This window comes from Pseudomonas sp. NFPP07, from assembly GCF_900115645.1.
GTDB classification, from domain to species: Bacteria; Pseudomonadota; Gammaproteobacteria; order Pseudomonadales; family Pseudomonadaceae; genus Aquipseudomonas; species Aquipseudomonas chlororaphis.
Genome location: NZ_FOXG01000004.1, coordinates 252,507 through 269,208, shown reverse-complemented (window position 1 = coordinate 269,208; position 16,702 = coordinate 252,507). Strand labels below are relative to the sequence as shown.

Annotated in this window: 16 protein-coding genes; 9 read left to right on the top strand and 7 right to left on the bottom strand. The window is 64.7% G+C overall.

Features of this window, described 5'->3' with window-relative positions:
• Window positions 1-253: 253 nt before the first annotated feature.
• The 3 genes from BM019_RS12405 to dmeF all read left to right on the top strand — a co-directional run bounded on the left by BM019_RS12405 (window position 254) and on the right by dmeF (window position 2,049).
• Window positions 254-592, top strand: a complete 339-nt coding sequence (locus BM019_RS12405; RefSeq protein WP_062825438.1) for an FKBP-type peptidyl-prolyl cis-trans isomerase — start codon at window positions 254-256, stop codon at window positions 590-592.
• A 213-nt stretch (window positions 593-805) separates the two neighbouring features.
• Window positions 806-1,078, top strand: coding sequence for a metal/formaldehyde-sensitive transcriptional repressor (locus BM019_RS12400; protein WP_053260665.1), 273 nt, complete (start codon window positions 806-808; stop codon window positions 1,076-1,078).
• A gap of 14 nt (window positions 1,079-1,092) precedes the next feature.
• On the top strand, window positions 1,093-2,049 hold the full coding sequence (gene dmeF, locus BM019_RS12395) for a CDF family Co(II)/Ni(II) efflux transporter DmeF (protein WP_092418419.1): 957 nt from the start codon (window positions 1,093-1,095) through the stop codon (window positions 2,047-2,049).
• A gap of 2 nt (window positions 2,050-2,051) precedes the next feature.
• Here dmeF and BM019_RS12390 read toward each other — a convergent pair whose 3' ends face one another.
• From BM019_RS12390 to BM019_RS12380, 3 genes are all read right to left on the bottom strand, one after another.
• Window positions 2,052-3,026 carry an alpha/beta fold hydrolase gene (locus tag BM019_RS12390; RefSeq protein ID WP_092418418.1) on the bottom strand — a complete coding sequence of 325 codons (975 nt, stop codon included), beginning with the start codon at window positions 3,024-3,026 and terminating at the stop codon, window positions 2,052-2,054.
• Between the two features lie 285 nt (window positions 3,027-3,311).
• Entirely contained in the window at window positions 3,312-3,659 is a 348-nt protein-coding gene (locus BM019_RS12385) for an antibiotic biosynthesis monooxygenase family protein (protein WP_092418417.1), read from the bottom strand.
• Window positions 3,659-4,801, bottom strand: coding sequence for a cytochrome P450 (locus BM019_RS12380; protein ID WP_092418416.1), 1,143 nt, complete (start codon window positions 4,799-4,801; stop codon window positions 3,659-3,661). The genes BM019_RS12385 and BM019_RS12380 overlap by 1 nt, the downstream gene beginning before the upstream one ends.
• Window positions 4,802-4,882: 81 nt before the next feature.
• Here BM019_RS12380 and BM019_RS12375 point away from each other — a divergent pair, with 81 nt between their 5' ends.
• The 6 genes from BM019_RS12375 (at window position 4,883) to BM019_RS12350 (ending at window position 11,560) form a co-directional block, all read left to right on the top strand.
• Complete coding sequence (locus BM019_RS12375) at window positions 4,883-5,656, top strand: ArsR/SmtB family transcription factor (protein WP_092418415.1); 774 nt, start codon at window positions 4,883-4,885, stop codon at window positions 5,654-5,656.
• A gap of 68 nt (window positions 5,657-5,724) precedes the next feature.
• Window positions 5,725-6,222, top strand: coding sequence for a P-loop nucleotide/nucleoside kinase family protein (locus BM019_RS12370; RefSeq protein WP_092418414.1), 498 nt, complete (start codon window positions 5,725-5,727; stop codon window positions 6,220-6,222).
• Between the two features lie 1,064 nt (window positions 6,223-7,286).
• A complete protein-coding gene (locus BM019_RS12365; protein ID WP_009043313.1) occupies window positions 7,287-8,696 on the top strand; it encodes a circularly permuted type 2 ATP-grasp protein in 1,410 nt (469 codons plus the stop codon).
• A gap of 3 nt (window positions 8,697-8,699) precedes the next feature.
• Window positions 8,700-9,650 (top strand): alpha-E domain-containing protein, encoded by a 951-nt coding sequence (locus BM019_RS12360; RefSeq protein WP_007925069.1) that lies wholly within the window; start codon window positions 8,700-8,702, stop codon window positions 9,648-9,650.
• Window positions 9,647-10,444: a transglutaminase family protein gene (locus BM019_RS12355; protein ID WP_009043314.1), complete on the top strand. Its 798-nt coding sequence runs from the start codon at window positions 9,647-9,649 to the stop codon at window positions 10,442-10,444. The genes BM019_RS12360 and BM019_RS12355 overlap by 4 nt, the downstream gene beginning before the upstream one ends.
• A 231-nt stretch (window positions 10,445-10,675) precedes the next feature.
• On the top strand, window positions 10,676-11,560 hold the full coding sequence (locus BM019_RS12350) for an N-acetylmuramoyl-L-alanine amidase (protein ID WP_092418413.1): 885 nt from the start codon (window positions 10,676-10,678) through the stop codon (window positions 11,558-11,560).
• Between the two features lie 83 nt (window positions 11,561-11,643).
• Here the strand turns inward: BM019_RS12350 and BM019_RS12345 are convergent, their stop codons facing one another.
• From BM019_RS12345 to BM019_RS12330, 4 genes are all read right to left on the bottom strand, one after another.
• A complete protein-coding gene (locus tag BM019_RS12345; RefSeq protein ID WP_009043316.1) occupies window positions 11,644-12,663 on the bottom strand; it encodes a branched-chain amino acid aminotransferase in 1,020 nt (339 codons plus the stop codon).
• Window positions 12,664-12,957: 294 nt separating this feature from the next.
• Window positions 12,958-14,349, bottom strand: coding sequence for a dihydrolipoyl dehydrogenase (lpdA, locus tag BM019_RS12340; RefSeq protein WP_092418412.1), 1,392 nt, complete (start codon window positions 14,347-14,349; stop codon window positions 12,958-12,960).
• 3 nt (window positions 14,350-14,352) lie between these two features.
• Complete coding sequence (locus BM019_RS12335) at window positions 14,353-15,642, bottom strand: dihydrolipoamide acetyltransferase family protein (protein WP_092418411.1); 1,290 nt, start codon at window positions 15,640-15,642, stop codon at window positions 14,353-14,355.
• The gene (locus tag BM019_RS12330; RefSeq protein ID WP_009043319.1) at window positions 15,643-16,701 is read right to left on the bottom strand and encodes an alpha-ketoacid dehydrogenase subunit beta; all 1,059 of its coding nucleotides are present in this window, start codon (window positions 16,699-16,701) and stop codon (window positions 15,643-15,645) included. It abuts the gene before it with no gap.
• Window position 16,702 lies beyond the last annotated feature (1 nt).

Genomic DNA, 16,702 nt, shown 5'->3' with positions numbered 1-16,702 from the left:
TTGTCCATAAAGAAGCCCCCGCCAGAGGGGGGAGCGAAGAGCATTTGCAGTTGGCTTAGGGACGCTATTGGATTTGGCTATGGAGGGTCTGTAGGGACAATCTGAAAGATGGTGGCTGGGCCAGGAGGCATCGATAATGTGCTCTGCCTCAGCCCCCTCCAGGAGCATGCCTTACAGGTCGAGAGGGCGAAAATTTGTTATTTTCCGCACCCTCGGTGGCCACTGCCGGCTGCTGTCAATAGAGAGTGAGTGGATGAGCGATTCGTTGCAGGTGATCGATATCGAAGTGGGCGAGGGCAAGGCGGTGGTCAAGGGCGCCTTGATCACCACCCAGTACCGCGGTTTCCTGGAAGACGGCACGCCCTTCGATTCTTCCTGGGAGCGCGGTAAGCCTTTTCAGTGTGTGATCGGCACCGGGCGGGTAATTAAAGGCTGGGACCAGGGCCTGATGGGCATGCAGGTCGGCGGCAAGCGCAAGCTGCTGGTGCCGGCGCATCTGGGCTATGGCGAGCGGTCGATGGGCAAGATCCCGCCGAATGCCAACCTGGTGTTTGAGATCGAGTTGCTGGAAGTCCTGACCCGCGACGATTGATTTCGCCCATCGGCCAGGTCAGGAGATCTGCCTGATCTGGGCGCAACCTTCCTCGGTAAATCCCTCTTTGAAATCGTGTCTCCGTGCTTCGCCTGGCGGGGCTGGGCCGTGGGTGATCGATAGGCAGTGGCGGACGACCGGTGTCATCAAGCCCTTGCATGGGCCCGTGGCATCGGCCAGGATAAGCGCCATATAGGTATAGGGGGTATGGGTATGTCGCACACGCACGCACAGAAAGACGATCTGCTCAAACGGGTCCGGCGCATCCAGGGCCAGATGCAGGCCGTGGAGCGGGCCCTGGAGTCCGGCGCGGAGTGCGCCAAGACCCTGCACCTGGTGGCGGCCACCCGGGGCGCGATCAACGGCCTGATGGGGGAAATCATCGAGGCCCATGCCCTGGAGCATGTGGCCCATCCTGAACTCAGCGATGCCGAACGGGCCAAGGGCGTGAACGAACTGCTCGAAGCCATTCGTCGTTATTCCTGACCGGAGGCCACACCATGCGCCCGACCTTGCCAGCGGCAGGCTTGACCCACGACCACCACTTCCTCGGTGCCGCCCACGATGAAAACGCCCGGCGCACCCTGTGGGTGGTGGCGCTGACCTTCGTCATGATGATTGGCGAAATCGCCGCCGGTTATCTCACCGGTTCCATGGCCTTGCTCGCCGATGGTTTCCATATGGCGACCCACGCCGGGGCCCTGGGCATCGCGGCGGCGGCCTACGGTTTTGCCCGGCGCAATGCCGACAATGCGCGTTTCAGCTTCGGCACCGGCAAGGTCGGCGACTTGGCGGGGTTCGCTTCGGCGCTGATCCTCGGCCTGGTGGCCATCGGCATTGCCGGCGAGTCGCTGTTGCGGCTGTTGCAGCCGACCCAGGTGGCTTTCACCGAGGCGACCGTGATCGCCGTGGCCGGGCTGCTGGTGAACATCGTCAGTGCCTTGCTGCTTTCCGGCGGTCACGCCCATCACGGCCACGGCCACGTTCATCAGCAGGCTCATGAGCATCCGCACGAGCACTCACACGGGCATGGCCATCACCACGACAACAACCTGCGCTCGGCCTATGTCCATGTGCTGGCCGATGCCCTGACCTCGGTCCTGGCCATCGCTGCGTTGCTGGCGGGGCGTTACCTGGGATGGGTCTGGCTCGACCCGGTGATGGGCATCGTTGGCGCGGTGGTGATCGCCCGTTGGGCGTATAGCCTGATGAAGTCCAGCGCGGCGGTGCTGCTCGACACCACGGACGAACAACTGGCCGGCGAGATTCGTCAGTCGGTGGAGGCCGCCGGCGATACGCGTATCACCGACCTGCATGTGTGGCAGGTCGGCCCGCAGGCACGGGCGGCGATTGTCAGTGTGGTGGCGGCCGCCGGTGTCAGCGCCGAGACCATTCGCCAACGTCTGGCGCCAGTCCACGAACTGTCGCACCTCACCCTCGAATATCGCAGCCTGTAACGCTAGGCCCCTGTCTGCACCGCAGGCGGGCAGGGGTAGTTTCTCCCAAGAAAATCCAGTAATCGCAGATTGACCTCTGCGGCCTGTTCGCTCTGGATCCAGTGCCCGCAATCCGCCAGCCGATGCTGTTCCAGGCGCGGCACCTTGCCGGGCATACGCTCCAGCGTGCGGGCTTCCAGCTGGCCCACCGGGTCGCGGTCGCCGATCATGAACAGGGTGGGCTGGCTCACCTGGCATTCGCCCAGGTGTTCGGTCCGTTGCCAGTTGCGCTCGAAGTTGCGGTACCAGTTCAAGGCGCCGCGAAAACCTCGCCCTGCAAAGGTGCGCCGGTACACCGCAAAATCCTCCGGCGTGCACCAGGCGGGCGGTGCGTGGCGCGCAGGCATGCCCTCGAACAGCAGGGCCGACGGGCTTTTTTCATCCAGCAGACGTTCACAGTCGTGCATGAAATGCAGCAGGCTGCGGTCGATGTCGGCGTCCAGTTCCCGCTCGGCGACGCCGGGTTCCTGGAAGTACAGGATGTAGTTGAAACGCTCGGCGAACAGCTCGCGCATGATCTCCACTGCCGGGCGTTTCGGGCGGCCGGCGAAAGGCACCGACAGGGTCACCAGGGCCTTGACCCGTTGCGGCTCCAGCAGCGCCAGGTGCCAGGCCACCACCGCGCCCCAGTCGTGACCGACGATGCAGGCCTGCTCCTGGCCCAGGGCATCCATCGCTTGTTGAATATCGGCGCACAGGGTCAACACGTCATAGGCCGCCACCTCCTCGGGGGCGCTGCTGTCGCCGTAGCCGCGCATCTGCGGGAGCAGCACCCGGTAGCCGGCGGCCGTCAGCGGCGCGACCTGCCGGCGCCACGAATACCAGCACTCGGGAAACCCATGCAGCAGCCACACCGGCGGGCCGTCCAGCGGGCCGGCGGTATGCAGGTGCAATTCGATGCCATTGAGCTTCAGGGCATGTTGGGTGATCTGGCTCATGATCTTGTCCTCCGAGGTCCAGGCCTGACCCTAGGCTCTGTACGAAAAGTGGCTGCGCGCTGGGCGCCTTCGGCGCTACGCAGGCCATGCTGCGTTAAAAACAGGCTCGTGCGCGAGTCCGATCGGAATGCTCATTTAGGCCCCTAAAGTCGAATGCGACCCCAGCCGTTCCTCGCCTGTTTTTGCCTTGCCTGACCTTCGCTCGCCGACTTTTCGTACAGACCCTAGCAGAAGCCCGATGCTCTTCTGAGCACCATTCATTGGTCGAATAGGCGCCCAGCAGTGTTACCCGGCATGGGCCCGGCGGCTGTCCGCCGGCGCCTGCTCGCGCCGGCTCAGCCCGTAGTCGCGCGCCACCTCGGCGACCCGCAGCCGGTAGTCGGCGAACACCTGGGTCCGCCCCAGGGCCTGGGCCGTGCGATGGCGTTCCAGGGTGCGCCAGGCTTCCACCGCTTGCTCGTCGCGCCAGAACGACAGGGACAGCAGCTTGTCCGGCTCGCTCAGGCTCTGGAAACGTTCGATGGAAATGAAGCCGTCGATCTCCAGCAGCAGCGGTTTCAGCGCGGCGGCGAGGTCCAGGTAACGCTGGCGATGTTCCGGGCGGGGCAGGGCTTCGAATATCACGGCGATCATCAGTGCGACTCCGGCAGGCTAGTGAACAAGGGGATACGCCCGTTGAGCGAGGGCTTGTAGGTCCAGGCGATGGGCTGGTCGAGGGTCGATTGCCGCAGCAGCGCACCGACCACCGCGCTGGCGATGGCCAGGGCCAACTCTTGGCCGGGGCATTGGTGGCGACCGCTGCCAAAGCTGAAACTGCGCCGCGCCTCGCGTTCGAGCAGCAGGCGATCCGGCTGCGGGTTCAACTGCGGGTCGCGATTGGCCGAGGCCAGCAGCACCAGCACCACTGCGCCGGGTTCCAGCGTCACCCCGGCGACGCTGCAAGACGCGGTGACGAAGCGCCGGGTGTTCTGCACCGGCGGATCGTGGCGCTGCACTTCGGCCAGCAGGTCGGCGACCCGGGTGGGCGCCGCTCGCAGGTCCGCGAGCAACCGGCGATCGCCCAGCAGGGCGCAGAGGGTATTGCCGATCAGCCCGGCGCTGGCTTCGAAGGTCTGGGACAACAGGCCGATCAGGTTGGCGATCAGGCTGTCGCGGTCCCGAGCGCCGAAGCCTGCGACGATCCGTTGCAACAGCGGGCTGACGGGCGGCTGATCGAGCAGAACCTCAAAGCGTCGAGTCAGTTGTCCGGCTGCCCGGTGGGCGGCATCCCGTTGTGCCCGGTCGCTGGCCGGCGACAGGCAGGCGACAAAGTCCGCTGTCAGCCCGGCAATCGCCGGCAACGTGTGCGCGGCAAAGCCCAGCAGCCCGGCGACCACCGCCACCGGCAGGTGGAACTGGCAGTCATGCAGCCTGGCCGCGGTATCGCTTGGCAGGCCCAGCAGCAGGGCGGCGACCCGCTGGCTGACTTCCTCGGCATGCACCTGTTGCAGGCCCGGCTCGATGGCGGCCCGGGGGCAACGCTGGCGTTCGCCGTCGTTCATCCGCATCAGCAGGCCGAACACTTGGCCGGCGGCACCGCCGACTATGCCCTGGGGCACCGGCTCGTGGGCGGGACGTACCCGGCACTCGGGCTGGGCCAGCACCGCGGCCACCGCTGCGGCGCTGCTGGCCAGCCACATTCCCAGTCCGGGGTCGAAGGCCAGCCCGCCCCGGGCCCGCAGGCTGGCGTAGTAAGGGTAGGGATCGGCGTGGGTGACGGCGGTGATCGGGTCCATGGCGTGCGGCCTTATTCGCGGGGGAGAAGTGTTGCTACTATCGGCAACCTGCGAGGGGCACGATTCGTTCGGGAGCGAAATATGAATGCACAGCAGCACGACAACGCCGTATCCCAGGTCGCCGCGGCCATTGCCGAGCCGGCGCGGACGAAAATGCTCTGCGCGCTGATGGATGGCCACGCGCGCACCAGCACCGAGCTGGCGGCGATCGCCGATGTCAGCGCCTCCACCGCCAGCGCGCACCTGGGCAAGCTCAAGGAATTGGCCCTGGTGCGCCTGCATGTGCAGGGCCGCCACCGTTACTACAGCCTCGCCGACAATCGCGTGGCCCAGGCCCTGGAAGCGCTGATGGTGATCGGCCGCAACGCCGCGCCCGCGTTCAGCCCACGCACTCCGGACCGCCTGCAGTTCGCCCGCACCTGCTACGACCATATGGCCGGCACCCTGGCGGTGCAGTTGCATGACCGCCTGCTCGAGGCCGGCTGGTTGCAGGAGCCGCTGGAGGGCGCCCAGGAGTACGTTCTGAGCCCGGCTGGCGAAGGGTTTTTTGTTGGGCTGGGCATCGATGTGCAAGCTCTGGCCAGCCTGCGCCGGCGCTTTGCCTGCCCGTGCCTGGACTGGAGCATGCGCCGCCCGCACCTGGGCGGGGCGCTGGGGGCGGCGTTGTTGCAGGAGGCGATCCGGCGCAAATGGCTGACCCAGGACCTGGACAGCCGGGCGCTGGGCTTGACCGCCCTGGGGCGCAAGGAGATCGCCAGTCGGTTCGCCGTCCAGCTCGAAGAACCGGACAGCCCGGCCCCGCGTGTCAGGAGCGTCGCCAAACCGGGTCGTCCGGCCGTTACCCAGGTTTCATAGCGGTTATCAACCCCATGGCTGGCGTTGCCGTCAGCCTCCAAATGCAGTCCCGGCTTGGAGTTCTGCCTATGCTCATCGTCTTCAGTGGCCTGCCCGGCAGCGGCAAGACCACCATCGCCCGGGCTCTGGCCAGCCATCTGCGGGCCACCTATCTGCGCATCGACAACATCGAGCAGGCACTGCGCAACGGCGGGCTGGCGGAAGTCGGCAAGGCCGGGTACGACATCGCCAATGCCCTGGCCCGCAGCAACCTCGCCCTGGGCAACCGGGTGGTGGCCGATTGCGTCAATCCGGTCGCCGAGAGCCGCCAGGCCTGGCAGGGCATAGCCGAGGCCGAGCAGAGCCCGCTGCTCAACATCGAGGTGGTCTGCACGGACCTCGCCGAGCACCGGCGCCGGGTGGAAAACCGTGAGGCGGATGTGCCCGGCCTGCGTCCGCCGAGCTGGCAGTCGGTGCTCGATCACGATTACCAGGCCTGGAGCGGCGAGCGCTTGACGCTGGACAGTTCGCTGTTGTCGCCGGCGGAGGCGGTGCGGATCATCGTCGGGCATCTGGAAACCTTGTAGTACCTGACCCACCGCGGCGCCTGGATCGCCAGCAAGCTGGCTCCTACACATTTTACGCTGTGTGCGAGTAGCTATTTATCCGCGAATCCCTGTAGGAGCGAGCTTGCTCGCGATGGCGGCGTGCCTGATTCACCGTGGTGCCTGCATCGCGAGCAAGCTGCGCTCCTACAGGTTCGGTGGTGGGGGTAGGGCGGCGATAAATCCTGGCTGATTGCACCCAATCAATAAACACTGGAATGAAGACTTCGGTGGATAACGTCGGCGAACGTTATTCCTTCGGGCGCGAACCGTGCGCAGTCGGAAATGCCCGGTTCAATTATGTCCGACACTTTTACAAACTAGCGCTGGCGAAAAGCTGAAATTGCGCCAATAGTTGGCGCTATTGGGTGTTTCGTTCGCCGTTGGTGCGTTTTCCGGACCGCTAATGGTGCGCTGTTCTTTCTCTCGGCAGGCCGCGTCAACTCTTGCTTTGTGCAAAGCAATAACAGCTGCTTTGCCAAAAATCCCCGTGTCAGGGCAAAAAAACCTTCCTCGACAGTTTCTGCACTTTTTTCGTTCGCGCCAGTGTTGTGCAAAGCCGTTCAGGCGGCTTTGCGGATAAAACGTTTCAGCGTCAACCGGGGACGGGGCCCCGTGGTTGAGTGAAAAATGCCGTCAAGCGGGCGTTTTTTCACCCTTGGGGACTTTATTCGCAAGGAGGCGGGGTTTGGGCACAGCGATTGCTACAGCAGATAAACAGCCTTCGAATTCCAGTGAAGTGTGCTGTCGAAGTTTCGGAAAACTTTCAGATTGAAAGTTCACATTAAAACGAAAAAGGAGGTGACGAGTTCCACAACCAATGGACGTCATCGCGGGCGATCCATTGCCGAAAATCCATACGGGAAGTTTCGCCAGGCGACTGGCGTCAATAAGTGGGGGTATTTCCGCCAGCATCGAGCGGAATATTCAAGCCGCACAATGAGGTGCTCAACAGAACAGTTTCTATCGCACAGCGTAAGGCCCGATTTATTGAAACAGAGAGTTTAAATAAAAAAGCCGTTTAAACCACGGCGAGGAGTTGGGGTATGTCCCGTGCTTTTTTTAACGAAATGTATGATGCGAGTGGTGGCTGCCGCCCACATTACCAGGAGTTCGCCCGCTGGCTGGCGGACACCCCAGTGGAGCTGCTGGACCAGCGTCGGCGCGAAGCCGACCTGCTGTTCCACCGCGCTGGCATCACCTTCACGTTGTACGGTGACGAGCAAGGCACTGAACGGCTGATTCCCTTCGACATCATCCCGCGCAGCATCAAGGCCAGCGAATGGCGGAACGTCGAGCGCGGCTGCATCCAGCGGGTCCAGGCATTGAACATGTTCCTGGCCGATATCTACCACGGGCAACGCATTCTCAAGGAGGGCATCATCCCGGCCGAGCAGGTGCTGGCCAACGAGGGTTACCAGGTGGCGATGCGCGGCCTGGATTTGCACCGCAATATCTATTCGCACATCTCCGGCGTCGACCTGGTGCGCGACGGCGACGGCAGCTACTACGTGCTGGAAGACAACCTGCGCACCCCCAGCGGCGTGAGCTACATGCTCGAAGACCGCAAGATGATGATGCGCCTGTTCCCCGAACTCTTCGCCGCGCAACGGGTGGCGCCCATCGACCACTACCCGAACCTGTTGCTCGATACCCTGAAAAGCTCCAGCCCGCTGGACAACCCGACGGTGGTGGTACTGACCCCGGGGCGCTTCAACAGCGCCTATTTCGAGCATGCGTTCCTGGCCCGGGAGATGGGCGTGGAACTGGTAGAGGGCGCCGACCTGTTCGTGCGCGACGACCGCGTATTCATGCGCACCACCTCCGGTGCCCAGGCGGTGGATGTGATCTACCGCCGCCTCGACGACGCCTTCCTCGACCCTTTGTCGTTCAACCCCGATTCCATGCTCGGCGTGCCCGGGCTGATCGCCGCCTACCGTTCCGGCAACGTGGTGCTGGCCAACGCGGTGGGCACCGGGGTGGCGGACGACAAGTCGATCTACCCCTATGTCGACGAGATGATCCGCTTCTACCTGAGCGAGGAACCGATCCTGAAGAACGTGCCGACCTGGCAATGCCGCAAACCCGAGGAACTGTCCCACGTACTGGCCAACCTGCCGGACCTGGTGGTCAAGGAAACCCAGGGTTCCGGCGGCTACGGCATGCTGGTGGGGCCGGCGGCCACCGCGGCGGAGATCGAAGACTTCCGCGCCCGGCTCAAGGCCCGCCCCGAAGCCTATATCGCCCAACCCACCCTGTGCCTGTCGACCTGCCCGACCTTTGTCGAGAACGGCATTGCCCCGCGGCATATCGACCTGCGTCCGTTCGTCCTGTCGGGCAGCGAAACCCGCCTGGTGCCGGGCGGCCTGACCCGCGTGGCCTTGCGTGAAGGCTCGCTGGTGGTGAACTCGTCGCAGGGCGGCGGCACCAAAGACACCTGGGTCGTGGAGGATTGACCGATGCTTTCAAGAACCGCTGCAGACCTCTACTGGATGTCCCGTTACCTGGAGCGCGCCGAGAACCTGGCGCGCATGCTCGAAGTCAGTTACTCGCTGTCGCTGATGCCCCAGGCGGGGCGTAGCGACGGGCATGCCGAGCTGGCGATGTCGCTGCTGGCCGCCGGCACCCTGGACGACTACAACCAGCGTTACGGCGAACTGAACACCGAACGCATGTTGCACTTCTTCGCCCTCGACGAGACCAACCCCGGCAGTATCTATTGCTGCCTGCGGGCGGCGCGGACCAACGCCCACGCGGTGCGCGGGCGCATCACCGCCGACATGTGGGAAAACATCAACGCCACCTGGCTGGAGATGCGCAACATCGCCAAGAGCGGCCTGGGGCGCTACGGCATCAGCCATTTCTGCGAGTGGGTCAAGGAGCGTTCGCACCTGTTCCGTGGCGCGACCTCGGGCACCATCATGCGCAACGACGCCTATTGCTTCATTCGCCTGGGCACCTTTATCGAGCGGGCCGACAACACCCTGCGCCTGCTGGATGCGCGCTACGAAATGTTCGGGGAGGAGTCGGAGGAGGTCAGCGACAACTCGGCCCGCGGCTACTACCAGTGGAGCGCCTTGCTCCGCGCCCTGTCCTCGTTCGAGGCGTTCAACGAGATCTACCGCAACGCGCCGGGGGCCGAGCAGGTGTCCGAGATGCTGCTGTTGCGCGCCGACGTACCACGCTCGCTGCATGCCTGCGTCGAGGAGCTGGACCAGATCCTCGCCAGCCTGCCGGGCAACAACGGCCGTCCGGCCCAGCGCCTGGCCGCCGAGCTGAACGCGCGCCTGCGCTACACCGGGATCGACGAGATCCTCGCGTCGGGCTTGCACCTGTGGCTGAGCGATTTCATCGCGCAGATCCGTCACCTGGGGCAGACCGTCCACGAATCCTATCTGGAGGTTGTATGAAACTTTCCATACGCCACGACACCACCTACAGCTACGCTGATGAAGTCTGCACCAGCATCCAGTTCCTGCGCCTGACCCCGCAGAACAGCGAGCGCCAGCACATCCTCGAGTGGCACCTGGAACTGCCGCGCCTGGTGCGCAGCCAGCTCGATCCCTACGGCAATATCCTGCACGTGCTGACCATGGACGAACCCCATGGCGCCCTGGTCCTGAGCGCCTATGGCCAGGTGGAAATCGACCAGGCCCGGGAGGTGGAACACGACAGCCAGTCGCCGCTGCCGTTCCTGCGCAGCAGCCCGCTGACCAAGGCCGACGCGGCCCTCGGCGCCTTTGCCGCGCAGCATTGCGGCACCCGGCGCGACCGCGCGGCGCTGATCGAGCTGATGCATGCCCTGGCCACGCACATGGTCTACAGCCCGGGCGCGACCACGGTGGACACCACCGCGGCCGAGGCTTTCGCCGGCCGGGTCGGGGTCTGCCAGGACCACACCCATGCGTTCCTGGCCTGCGTCCGTGGCCTGGGGATTCCCGCGCGTTATGTCTCCGGCTACCTGTGCACCGAAGACGAAAACCACCTGGCCAGCCACGCCTGGGCGGAGGCCTGGATCGACGGCGGCTGGTACAGCTTCGACGTGACCAACCGCCTGGCGCGGCCCGAGCGGCACCTGAAGCTGGCGGTCGGCCTCGACTACCTCGACGCCTGCCCGGTGCGCGGCATGCGTCGCGGCGGTGGCGCCGAGCACATGCTGGCACAGGTCCAGGTGAACTCGATGTTCCAGGTCCAGCACCAGTAGCCGCGACCTTTTCCGCACCATCGGGCATGCCGGCCCCGGCATGCCCACCCCTTGGGGCGCAGTAGCCCTGCGTGGCCCGTCATCTGTGCTCTCTGTCGTCGGACTTTCTCAGCGACTTTCGGACTTTTCCTAAAGACAGTCTTTCCTCCCGGTCCCTAGCATGCGCCGCTCCGCAGGCCTGCAACGCAGCAAGCCAGGCGGGGAAAGGAAAGCAACGTTCAAGGGCAAGTCATGAAGAAATACACCACGGTCTTAAGCCTCTTGCTGGCGATGACCGGTTGTACCAGCAGCCACCAAGACACCTCCGAGGCAAGGCTTACGGAGAACGAGGGCTACGTCCTTTCGAAAGGCGAAAGGGCGGTGGCGCAGAACCATCGGATCCGTTTCCTGGTCCTGCACTACACCGCGCTCGATCAGGCGCAGTCCTTCGAAACGCTGACGCGATCGGAACACGTCAGCGCCAACTACCTGATTCCCGACCGGCCGAAGACCTACAAGGGCTTGCCGGTGGCCGACCAGTTGGTCGATGACCACGACCGCTCCTGGCACGCGGGAGTGAGCCAGTGGAAGAACCGCAGCAACCTGAATGACACCTCGCTCGGGATCGAGATCGTCAACGCTGGCTGGGACAAGGACACCGGCCAGTTGCTGGGCGAGCCCTACAACGAGCGCCAGATAGAACTGCTGATCAGCCTGACCCGGGACCTGGTCAGGAAGTACGACATACAGCCGACGGACATCGTCGGGCACTCGGATATCGCCCCCGGGCGCAAGATCGATCCGGGGCCGTTCTTTCCCTGGAAACGGCTTGCCGAAGCCGGCATTGGCGCCTGGCCCGACGAGCGCACCATCGACGACTACCTGGCTCGCTTCAGCGTGTCGCCGCCGAGCATGGTCCAGGTCACGAAGGCGCTGCAAACCTATGGTTATGGCTATCTGGACCAACAACCGGAAAGGGTGGTGGAAGCCTTCCAGATGCGCTTTAACCAGGAGAATGTCAGCGGGATCGTGGATATCCGCACGGCTGCCATCCTGTTTTCCCTGATCGACAAATATCACGGCAAGGACAAGGCAAGCGCCATTCTGCTGCCGCCGGAAGTGGCGGCTCTCGGCTAGGGGCACAGGTTTCGGCGCCCATGAAAAAAGCCCGCCGATCACGCAAGTGAAAGGCGGGCTTTTTGCTACCGGGGGGCGTCAGGTCAGACCTTGACGATCCAGCCGGCTGGCGCTTCGACGTCGCCGGTCTGTACGCCGGTCAGCTCTTTGTAGAGCTTCTGGGTGATCGGGCCGACTTCTTTTTCGCTGTAGAACACGTGCAGCTTGTCCTGGTACTCGATGCCGCCGATCGGCGTGATCACCGCGGCGGTGCCGCAGGCGCCGGCTTCCTTGAAGTCCGACAGCTTGTCGATCAGCACGTCGCCTTCGATCACTTCCAGGCCCAGGCGGGTCTTGGCCAGTTCGATCAGCGACAGGCGGGTGATGCCCGGCAGTACCGACGGCGACTTCGGCGTGACGAATTTGTCGTCGTGGGTGATGCCGAAGAAGTTGGCCGAACCGACTTCCTCGATCTTCGAGTGGGTCAAAGGGTCCAGGTAGATGCAGTCGGCGAAGTGCTTCTTCTTGGCTTCCGAACCTGGCATCAGGCTGGCGGCGTAGTTGCCACCGACCTTGGCCGCGCCGGTGCCTTGTGGCGCCGCGCGATCGTAGGTGGAGATCAGGAAGTTGTGCGGGGTCAGGCCGCCCTTGAAGTAGGCGCCGACCGGAATGGCGAAGATCGAGAAGATGAACTCGGGGGCGGTACGCACGCCGATGTTGTCACCCACGCCGATCACGAACGGGCGCAGGTACAGCGCGCCGCCGGTGCCGTAAGGCGGGATGAAGCGCTCGTTGGCGCGAACCACTTGCTTGCACGCTTCGACAAACTGCTCGGTGGACACCTGCGGCATCAGCAGGCGCGCGCAGCTGCGCTGCATGCGGGCGGCGTTCTGGTCCGGGCGGAACAGGTTGATCGAACCGTCCTTGCAGCGGTAGGCCTTCAGGCCTTCGAAGCACTGCTGGCCATAGTGAAGGGCGGTGGAGCCTTCGCTGATGTGCAGCACGTTATCTTCGGTCAGGGTGCCTGTGTCCCACTCGCCGTTCCGCCAGTGCGACAGATAGCGCTTGTCTGTCTTGATGTAGTCAAAACCCAGCTTGTCCCAATTGATGCTTTCGTTACCCATGACACCCTCTATCGCTTAACAACCGTCGCAACGGCTCAAGGCTTCTGACGTTTTTTGGATGGGCACAACAATACTGCATTCCGGGGGGGCACCGCATCCCGGGCGATGGGAGGGGCAGCAAAAAAACCTGGCCTGCTCATGAACCCTCCTGTCGTCCCGTGGAGCGCCCTGTAGCCGCTGCCGAAGGCTGCGATCGGCCTCGAAGAGGACGTGCTCTTGAGATCCTTGAAGGCCCTGCGGGCCTTATCGCAGCCTGCGGCAGCGGCTACAGGGTGTTGCCTCCCGGTGTGGCGTTTACAGATGCAACGCGTGGCCCAGGGCCCGCAATGCCGCTTCCTGCACCGCCTCGCCCAGGGTCGGGTGGGCGTGGATGGTGCCGGCGATATCTTCCAGGCGCGCGCCCATTTCCAGGGACTGGCCGAAGGCCGTGGACAGCTCGGACACGCCGACGCCCACCGCCTGCCAGCCGACAATCAGGTGATTGTCACGGCGTGCCACCACCCGCACGAAACCGCTTTTCGATTCCAGGGTCATGGCGCGGCCGTTGGCGGCGAACGGGAAGCTCGACACGATGCAGTCCAGGCCGGCGGCCTTGGCCTCGTCCGGGGTCTTGCCGACCACCACCAGTTCCGGGTCGGTGAAGCACACCGCGGCAATGGCCGTCGGGTTGAATTCCCGATGCTGGCCGGCGATCAGCTCGGCGACCATCTCGCCCTGGGCCATGGCCCGGTGCGCGAGCATCGGTTCGCCGGCGAGGTCGCCGATCGCCCAGACATTGCGCATGCTGGTCTGGCAGCGCTGGTCGATGCGCAGGGCCGAGCCGTTCATCTCCAGGTTCAGCGCTTCGAGGTTCCAGCCCTGGGTGTTCGGCTTGCGCCCGACCGCCACCAGCACCTGGTCGGTTTCCAGGTTCAGGCTGTCGCCGTTCGGGTCACGCACCTGCAAGGTGTGGGTGCCGGCATCGAAGCCTTCGACGCTGTGCTTGAGGTAGAGCTTGATCCCCAGTTGCTTCACCGATTCGAGTACCGGTTGGGTCAGCTCGCTGTCGTAGGCCGGCAGGATACGCTCCTGGGCCTCGACCACGCTGACCTCGGCGCCGAGCTTGCGGTAGGCGATGCCCAGCTCCAGGCCGATATAGCCGCCGCCGACCACAATCAAGCGCTTGGGCAGGGCCTTGGGCGCCAGGGCTTCGGTGGAGGAGATGATCGGCCCGCCAAGCGGCAGCATCGGCAGGTTGACGCTTTTCGAACCGGTGGCCAGCAGCAGGTGCTCGCACTGGATGCGGGTGTGGGCGCCTTCGATGTCCACGGTCTTGCCGTCGACGACCCTGGCCCAGCCATGGATCACCTGGACCTTGTGCTTTTTCAGCAGGGCGGCGACGCCAGTGGTCAGGCGGTCGACGATGCCATCCTTCCATTCCACGCTTTTGCCGATGTCCAGGGTCGGCGCCGAGACATTGATGCCCAGGGCCGAGCCCTGGCTGTGATGGCGGGTCTGCTGGAACTGCTCGGCGACATGGATCAGCGCCTTGGACGGGATGCAGCCGATGTTCAGGCAGGTGCCGCCCAGCGCCTGGCCTTCCACCAGGATGGTCGAGATGCCCAGCTGGCCGGCGCGGATCGCCGCCACATAACCGCCAGGACCGCCGCCGATGATCAGCAATGTAGTGTTCAGAGTTTGTTGCATGGGTTACTCCAGAAACAGGCTGGCGGGTTGTTCGAGCAGGCCGCGAATGGCCTGGATGAAGAGCGCCGCGTCCATGCCGTCGACCACCCGGTGATCGAAGGAACTGGAGAGGTTCATCATCTTGCGGACCACGATCTGGCCTTTGATCACCATCGGCCGTTCGACGATCTTGTTCACCCCGACGATCGCCACTTCCGGCAGGTTCAGCACCGGCGTGCTGACGATGCCGCCCAGGGCGCCGAGGCTGGTCAGGGTGATGGTCGAGCCGGACAGTTCGTCGCGGGCTGCCTTGCCGCTGCGCGCGGCTGTAGCCAGGCGCGCGATTTCCGCGGCGCTGTCCCACAGGCTGCGGGCTTCGGCATGGCGCACCACCGGCACCATCAGGCCGACGTCGCTTTGCGTGGCCACCCCGACATGCACCGCGCCGTGGCGGGTGATGACCTGGGCTTCGTCGTCGTAGCGCGCGTTGATCTGCGGGAAGTCGCGCAGGGCCACGACCAGGGCCCGCACCAGGAATGGCAGCAGGGTCAGCTTGCCGCGGGTGGCGCCGTGTTTTTCATTGAGGTGCGCGCGCAGTTCTTCCACGGCGGTGACGTCGATTTCCTCGACATAACTGAAGTGGGCGGCGCGCTGGGTGGCTTCCTGCATGCGCTGGGCGATCTTGCGGCGCATGCCGATCACCGGGATCTGCTCCTCGTCGTAACGCTGGGCATAGCCGGACGGCGCCGAGCCGCTCAGGGCGCGCTGATTGCCCTGGGCCAGGTAGGCGTCCAGGTCTTCGTGGAGGATGCGGCCGGCCGGGCCGCTGCCCTGCACCAGGCGCAGCTGGATGCCCAGGTCCAGCGCATGCTTGCGCACGGCCGGGGAGGCCAGCGGGCGCTCGTCGGCGTCGCGGGCTACCGGCGCCTGTGGCGCGGGGCGGCAAGCGGCGGCGGGTTTGCTTTCGACCACTGGCGCGGCCTCGACCTTGGGCGCTGCTACCGCGGGTGCTGCTTCTTTAATAGCCGCGGGTTCCTTGACCAGCTGATCGGATGCCTTGAGGTTGCCGGCGCCTTCGACCTCGATGCTGATCAATATGCTGCCCACTGCCATGACTTCGCCGGGCTGGCCGCCCAGGGAGAGGACCTTGCCGTGCACCGGGGAGGGGATATCGACCATGGCCTTGTCGGTCATGACGTCGGCCAGCACCTGGTCCTCGACCACCAGGTCGCCGACCTTGACGTGCCACTGCGCCAGTTCTACTTCTGCGATGCCTTCGCCGATGTCCGGCATCTTGATTACGTGCGTGCCCATTCAGACCTCCATGACCCGTTGCAAAGCCGCGCCCACTCGGGACGGGCCAGGGAAATACGCCCATTCCTGCGCGTGCGGGTAGGGGGTGTCCCAACCGGTCACGCGCTCGATAGGCGCTTCCAGGTGGTGGAAGCAGTGTTCTTGCACCAGCGACACCAGCTCGGCGCCGAACCCGCAGGTGCGGGTGGCCTCATGGACCACCACGCAGCGGCCGGTCTTTTTCACTGACTTGACGATGGTTTCCAGGTCCAGCGGCCACAGGCTGCGCAGGTCGATGACTTCGGCGTCGATCCCGGTTTCCTCGGCGGCCACTTGCGAGACATACACCGTGGTGCCGTAGGTCAGCACGGTGACGTCCTTGCCCGGCCGGGCGATGGCGGCGACGTCCAGCGGCACCTTGTAGTAGCCGTCCGGCACCTGGGCCGAGGGGTGTTTCGACCAGGGGGTTACCGGGCGGTCGTGGTGGCCGTCGAACGGGCCGTTGTACAGGCGCTTGGGCTCCAGGAAGATCACCGGGTCATCGTTTTCGATGGAGGCGATCAGCAGGCCCTTGGCGTCGTAGGGGTTGGACGGCATCACGGTGCGCAGGCCGCAGACCTGGGTGAACATCGCCTCGATGCTCTGGCTGTGGGTCTGGCCGCCGTAGATGCCGCCGCCGCAGGGCATGCGCAGGGTCATGGGCGCGGTGAACTGGCCGGCGGAGCGATACCGCAGGCGCGCGGCTTCGGAAATGATCTGGTCCGAGGCCGGGTAGACGTAGTCGGCGAACTGGATTTCCGCCACCGGGCGCAGGCCGTAGGCGCCCATGCCGACGGCGACGCCGACGATGCCGCTTTCCGAGATCGGTGCGTCGAACACCCGCGAGGTGCCGTACTTGGTCTGCAGGCCCTCGGTGCAACGGAACACGCCGCCGAAATAACCGACGTCCTGGCCGAACACCACCACGTTGTCGTCACGCTCTAGCATCACATCCATGGCCGAGCGCAGGGCCTGGATCATGGTCATGGTGGTCGTGGTCATGGCGGTGTCCAACTGGATATTGTTGTTGTGGTCGTTCATG

Coding starts and splice junctions, on each gene's coding strand:
- BM019_RS12405 (WP_062825438.1), top strand. CDS start 254: ATGAGCGATTCGTTGCAGGTGATCGATATCGAAGTGGGCGAGGGCAAG.
- BM019_RS12400 (WP_053260665.1), top strand. CDS start 806: ATGTCGCACACGCACGCACAGAAAGACGATCTGCTCAAACGGGTCCGG.
- dmeF (WP_092418419.1), top strand. CDS start 1,093: ATGCGCCCGACCTTGCCAGCGGCAGGCTTGACCCACGACCACCACTTC.
- BM019_RS12390 (WP_092418418.1), bottom strand. CDS start 3,026: ATGAGCCAGATCACCCAACATGCCCTGAAGCTCAATGGCATCGAATTG.
- BM019_RS12385 (WP_092418417.1), bottom strand. CDS start 3,659: ATGATCGCCGTGATATTCGAAGCCCTGCCCCGCCCGGAACATCGCCAG.
- BM019_RS12380 (WP_092418416.1), bottom strand. CDS start 4,801: ATGGACCCGATCACCGCCGTCACCCACGCCGATCCCTACCCTTACTAC.
- BM019_RS12375 (WP_092418415.1), top strand. CDS start 4,883: ATGAATGCACAGCAGCACGACAACGCCGTATCCCAGGTCGCCGCGGCC.
- BM019_RS12370 (WP_092418414.1), top strand. CDS start 5,725: ATGCTCATCGTCTTCAGTGGCCTGCCCGGCAGCGGCAAGACCACCATC.
- BM019_RS12365 (WP_009043313.1), top strand. CDS start 7,287: ATGTCCCGTGCTTTTTTTAACGAAATGTATGATGCGAGTGGTGGCTGC.
- BM019_RS12360 (WP_007925069.1), top strand. CDS start 8,700: ATGCTTTCAAGAACCGCTGCAGACCTCTACTGGATGTCCCGTTACCTG.
- BM019_RS12355 (WP_009043314.1), top strand. CDS start 9,647: ATGAAACTTTCCATACGCCACGACACCACCTACAGCTACGCTGATGAA.
- BM019_RS12350 (WP_092418413.1), top strand. CDS start 10,676: ATGAAGAAATACACCACGGTCTTAAGCCTCTTGCTGGCGATGACCGGT.
- BM019_RS12345 (WP_009043316.1), bottom strand. CDS start 12,663: ATGGGTAACGAAAGCATCAATTGGGACAAGCTGGGTTTTGACTACATC.
- lpdA (WP_092418412.1), bottom strand. CDS start 14,349: ATGCAACAAACTCTGAACACTACATTGCTGATCATCGGCGGCGGTCCT.
- BM019_RS12335 (WP_092418411.1), bottom strand. CDS start 15,642: ATGGGCACGCACGTAATCAAGATGCCGGACATCGGCGAAGGCATCGCA.
- BM019_RS12330 (WP_009043319.1), bottom strand. CDS start 16,701: ATGAACGACCACAACAACAATATCCAGTTGGACACCGCCATGACCACG.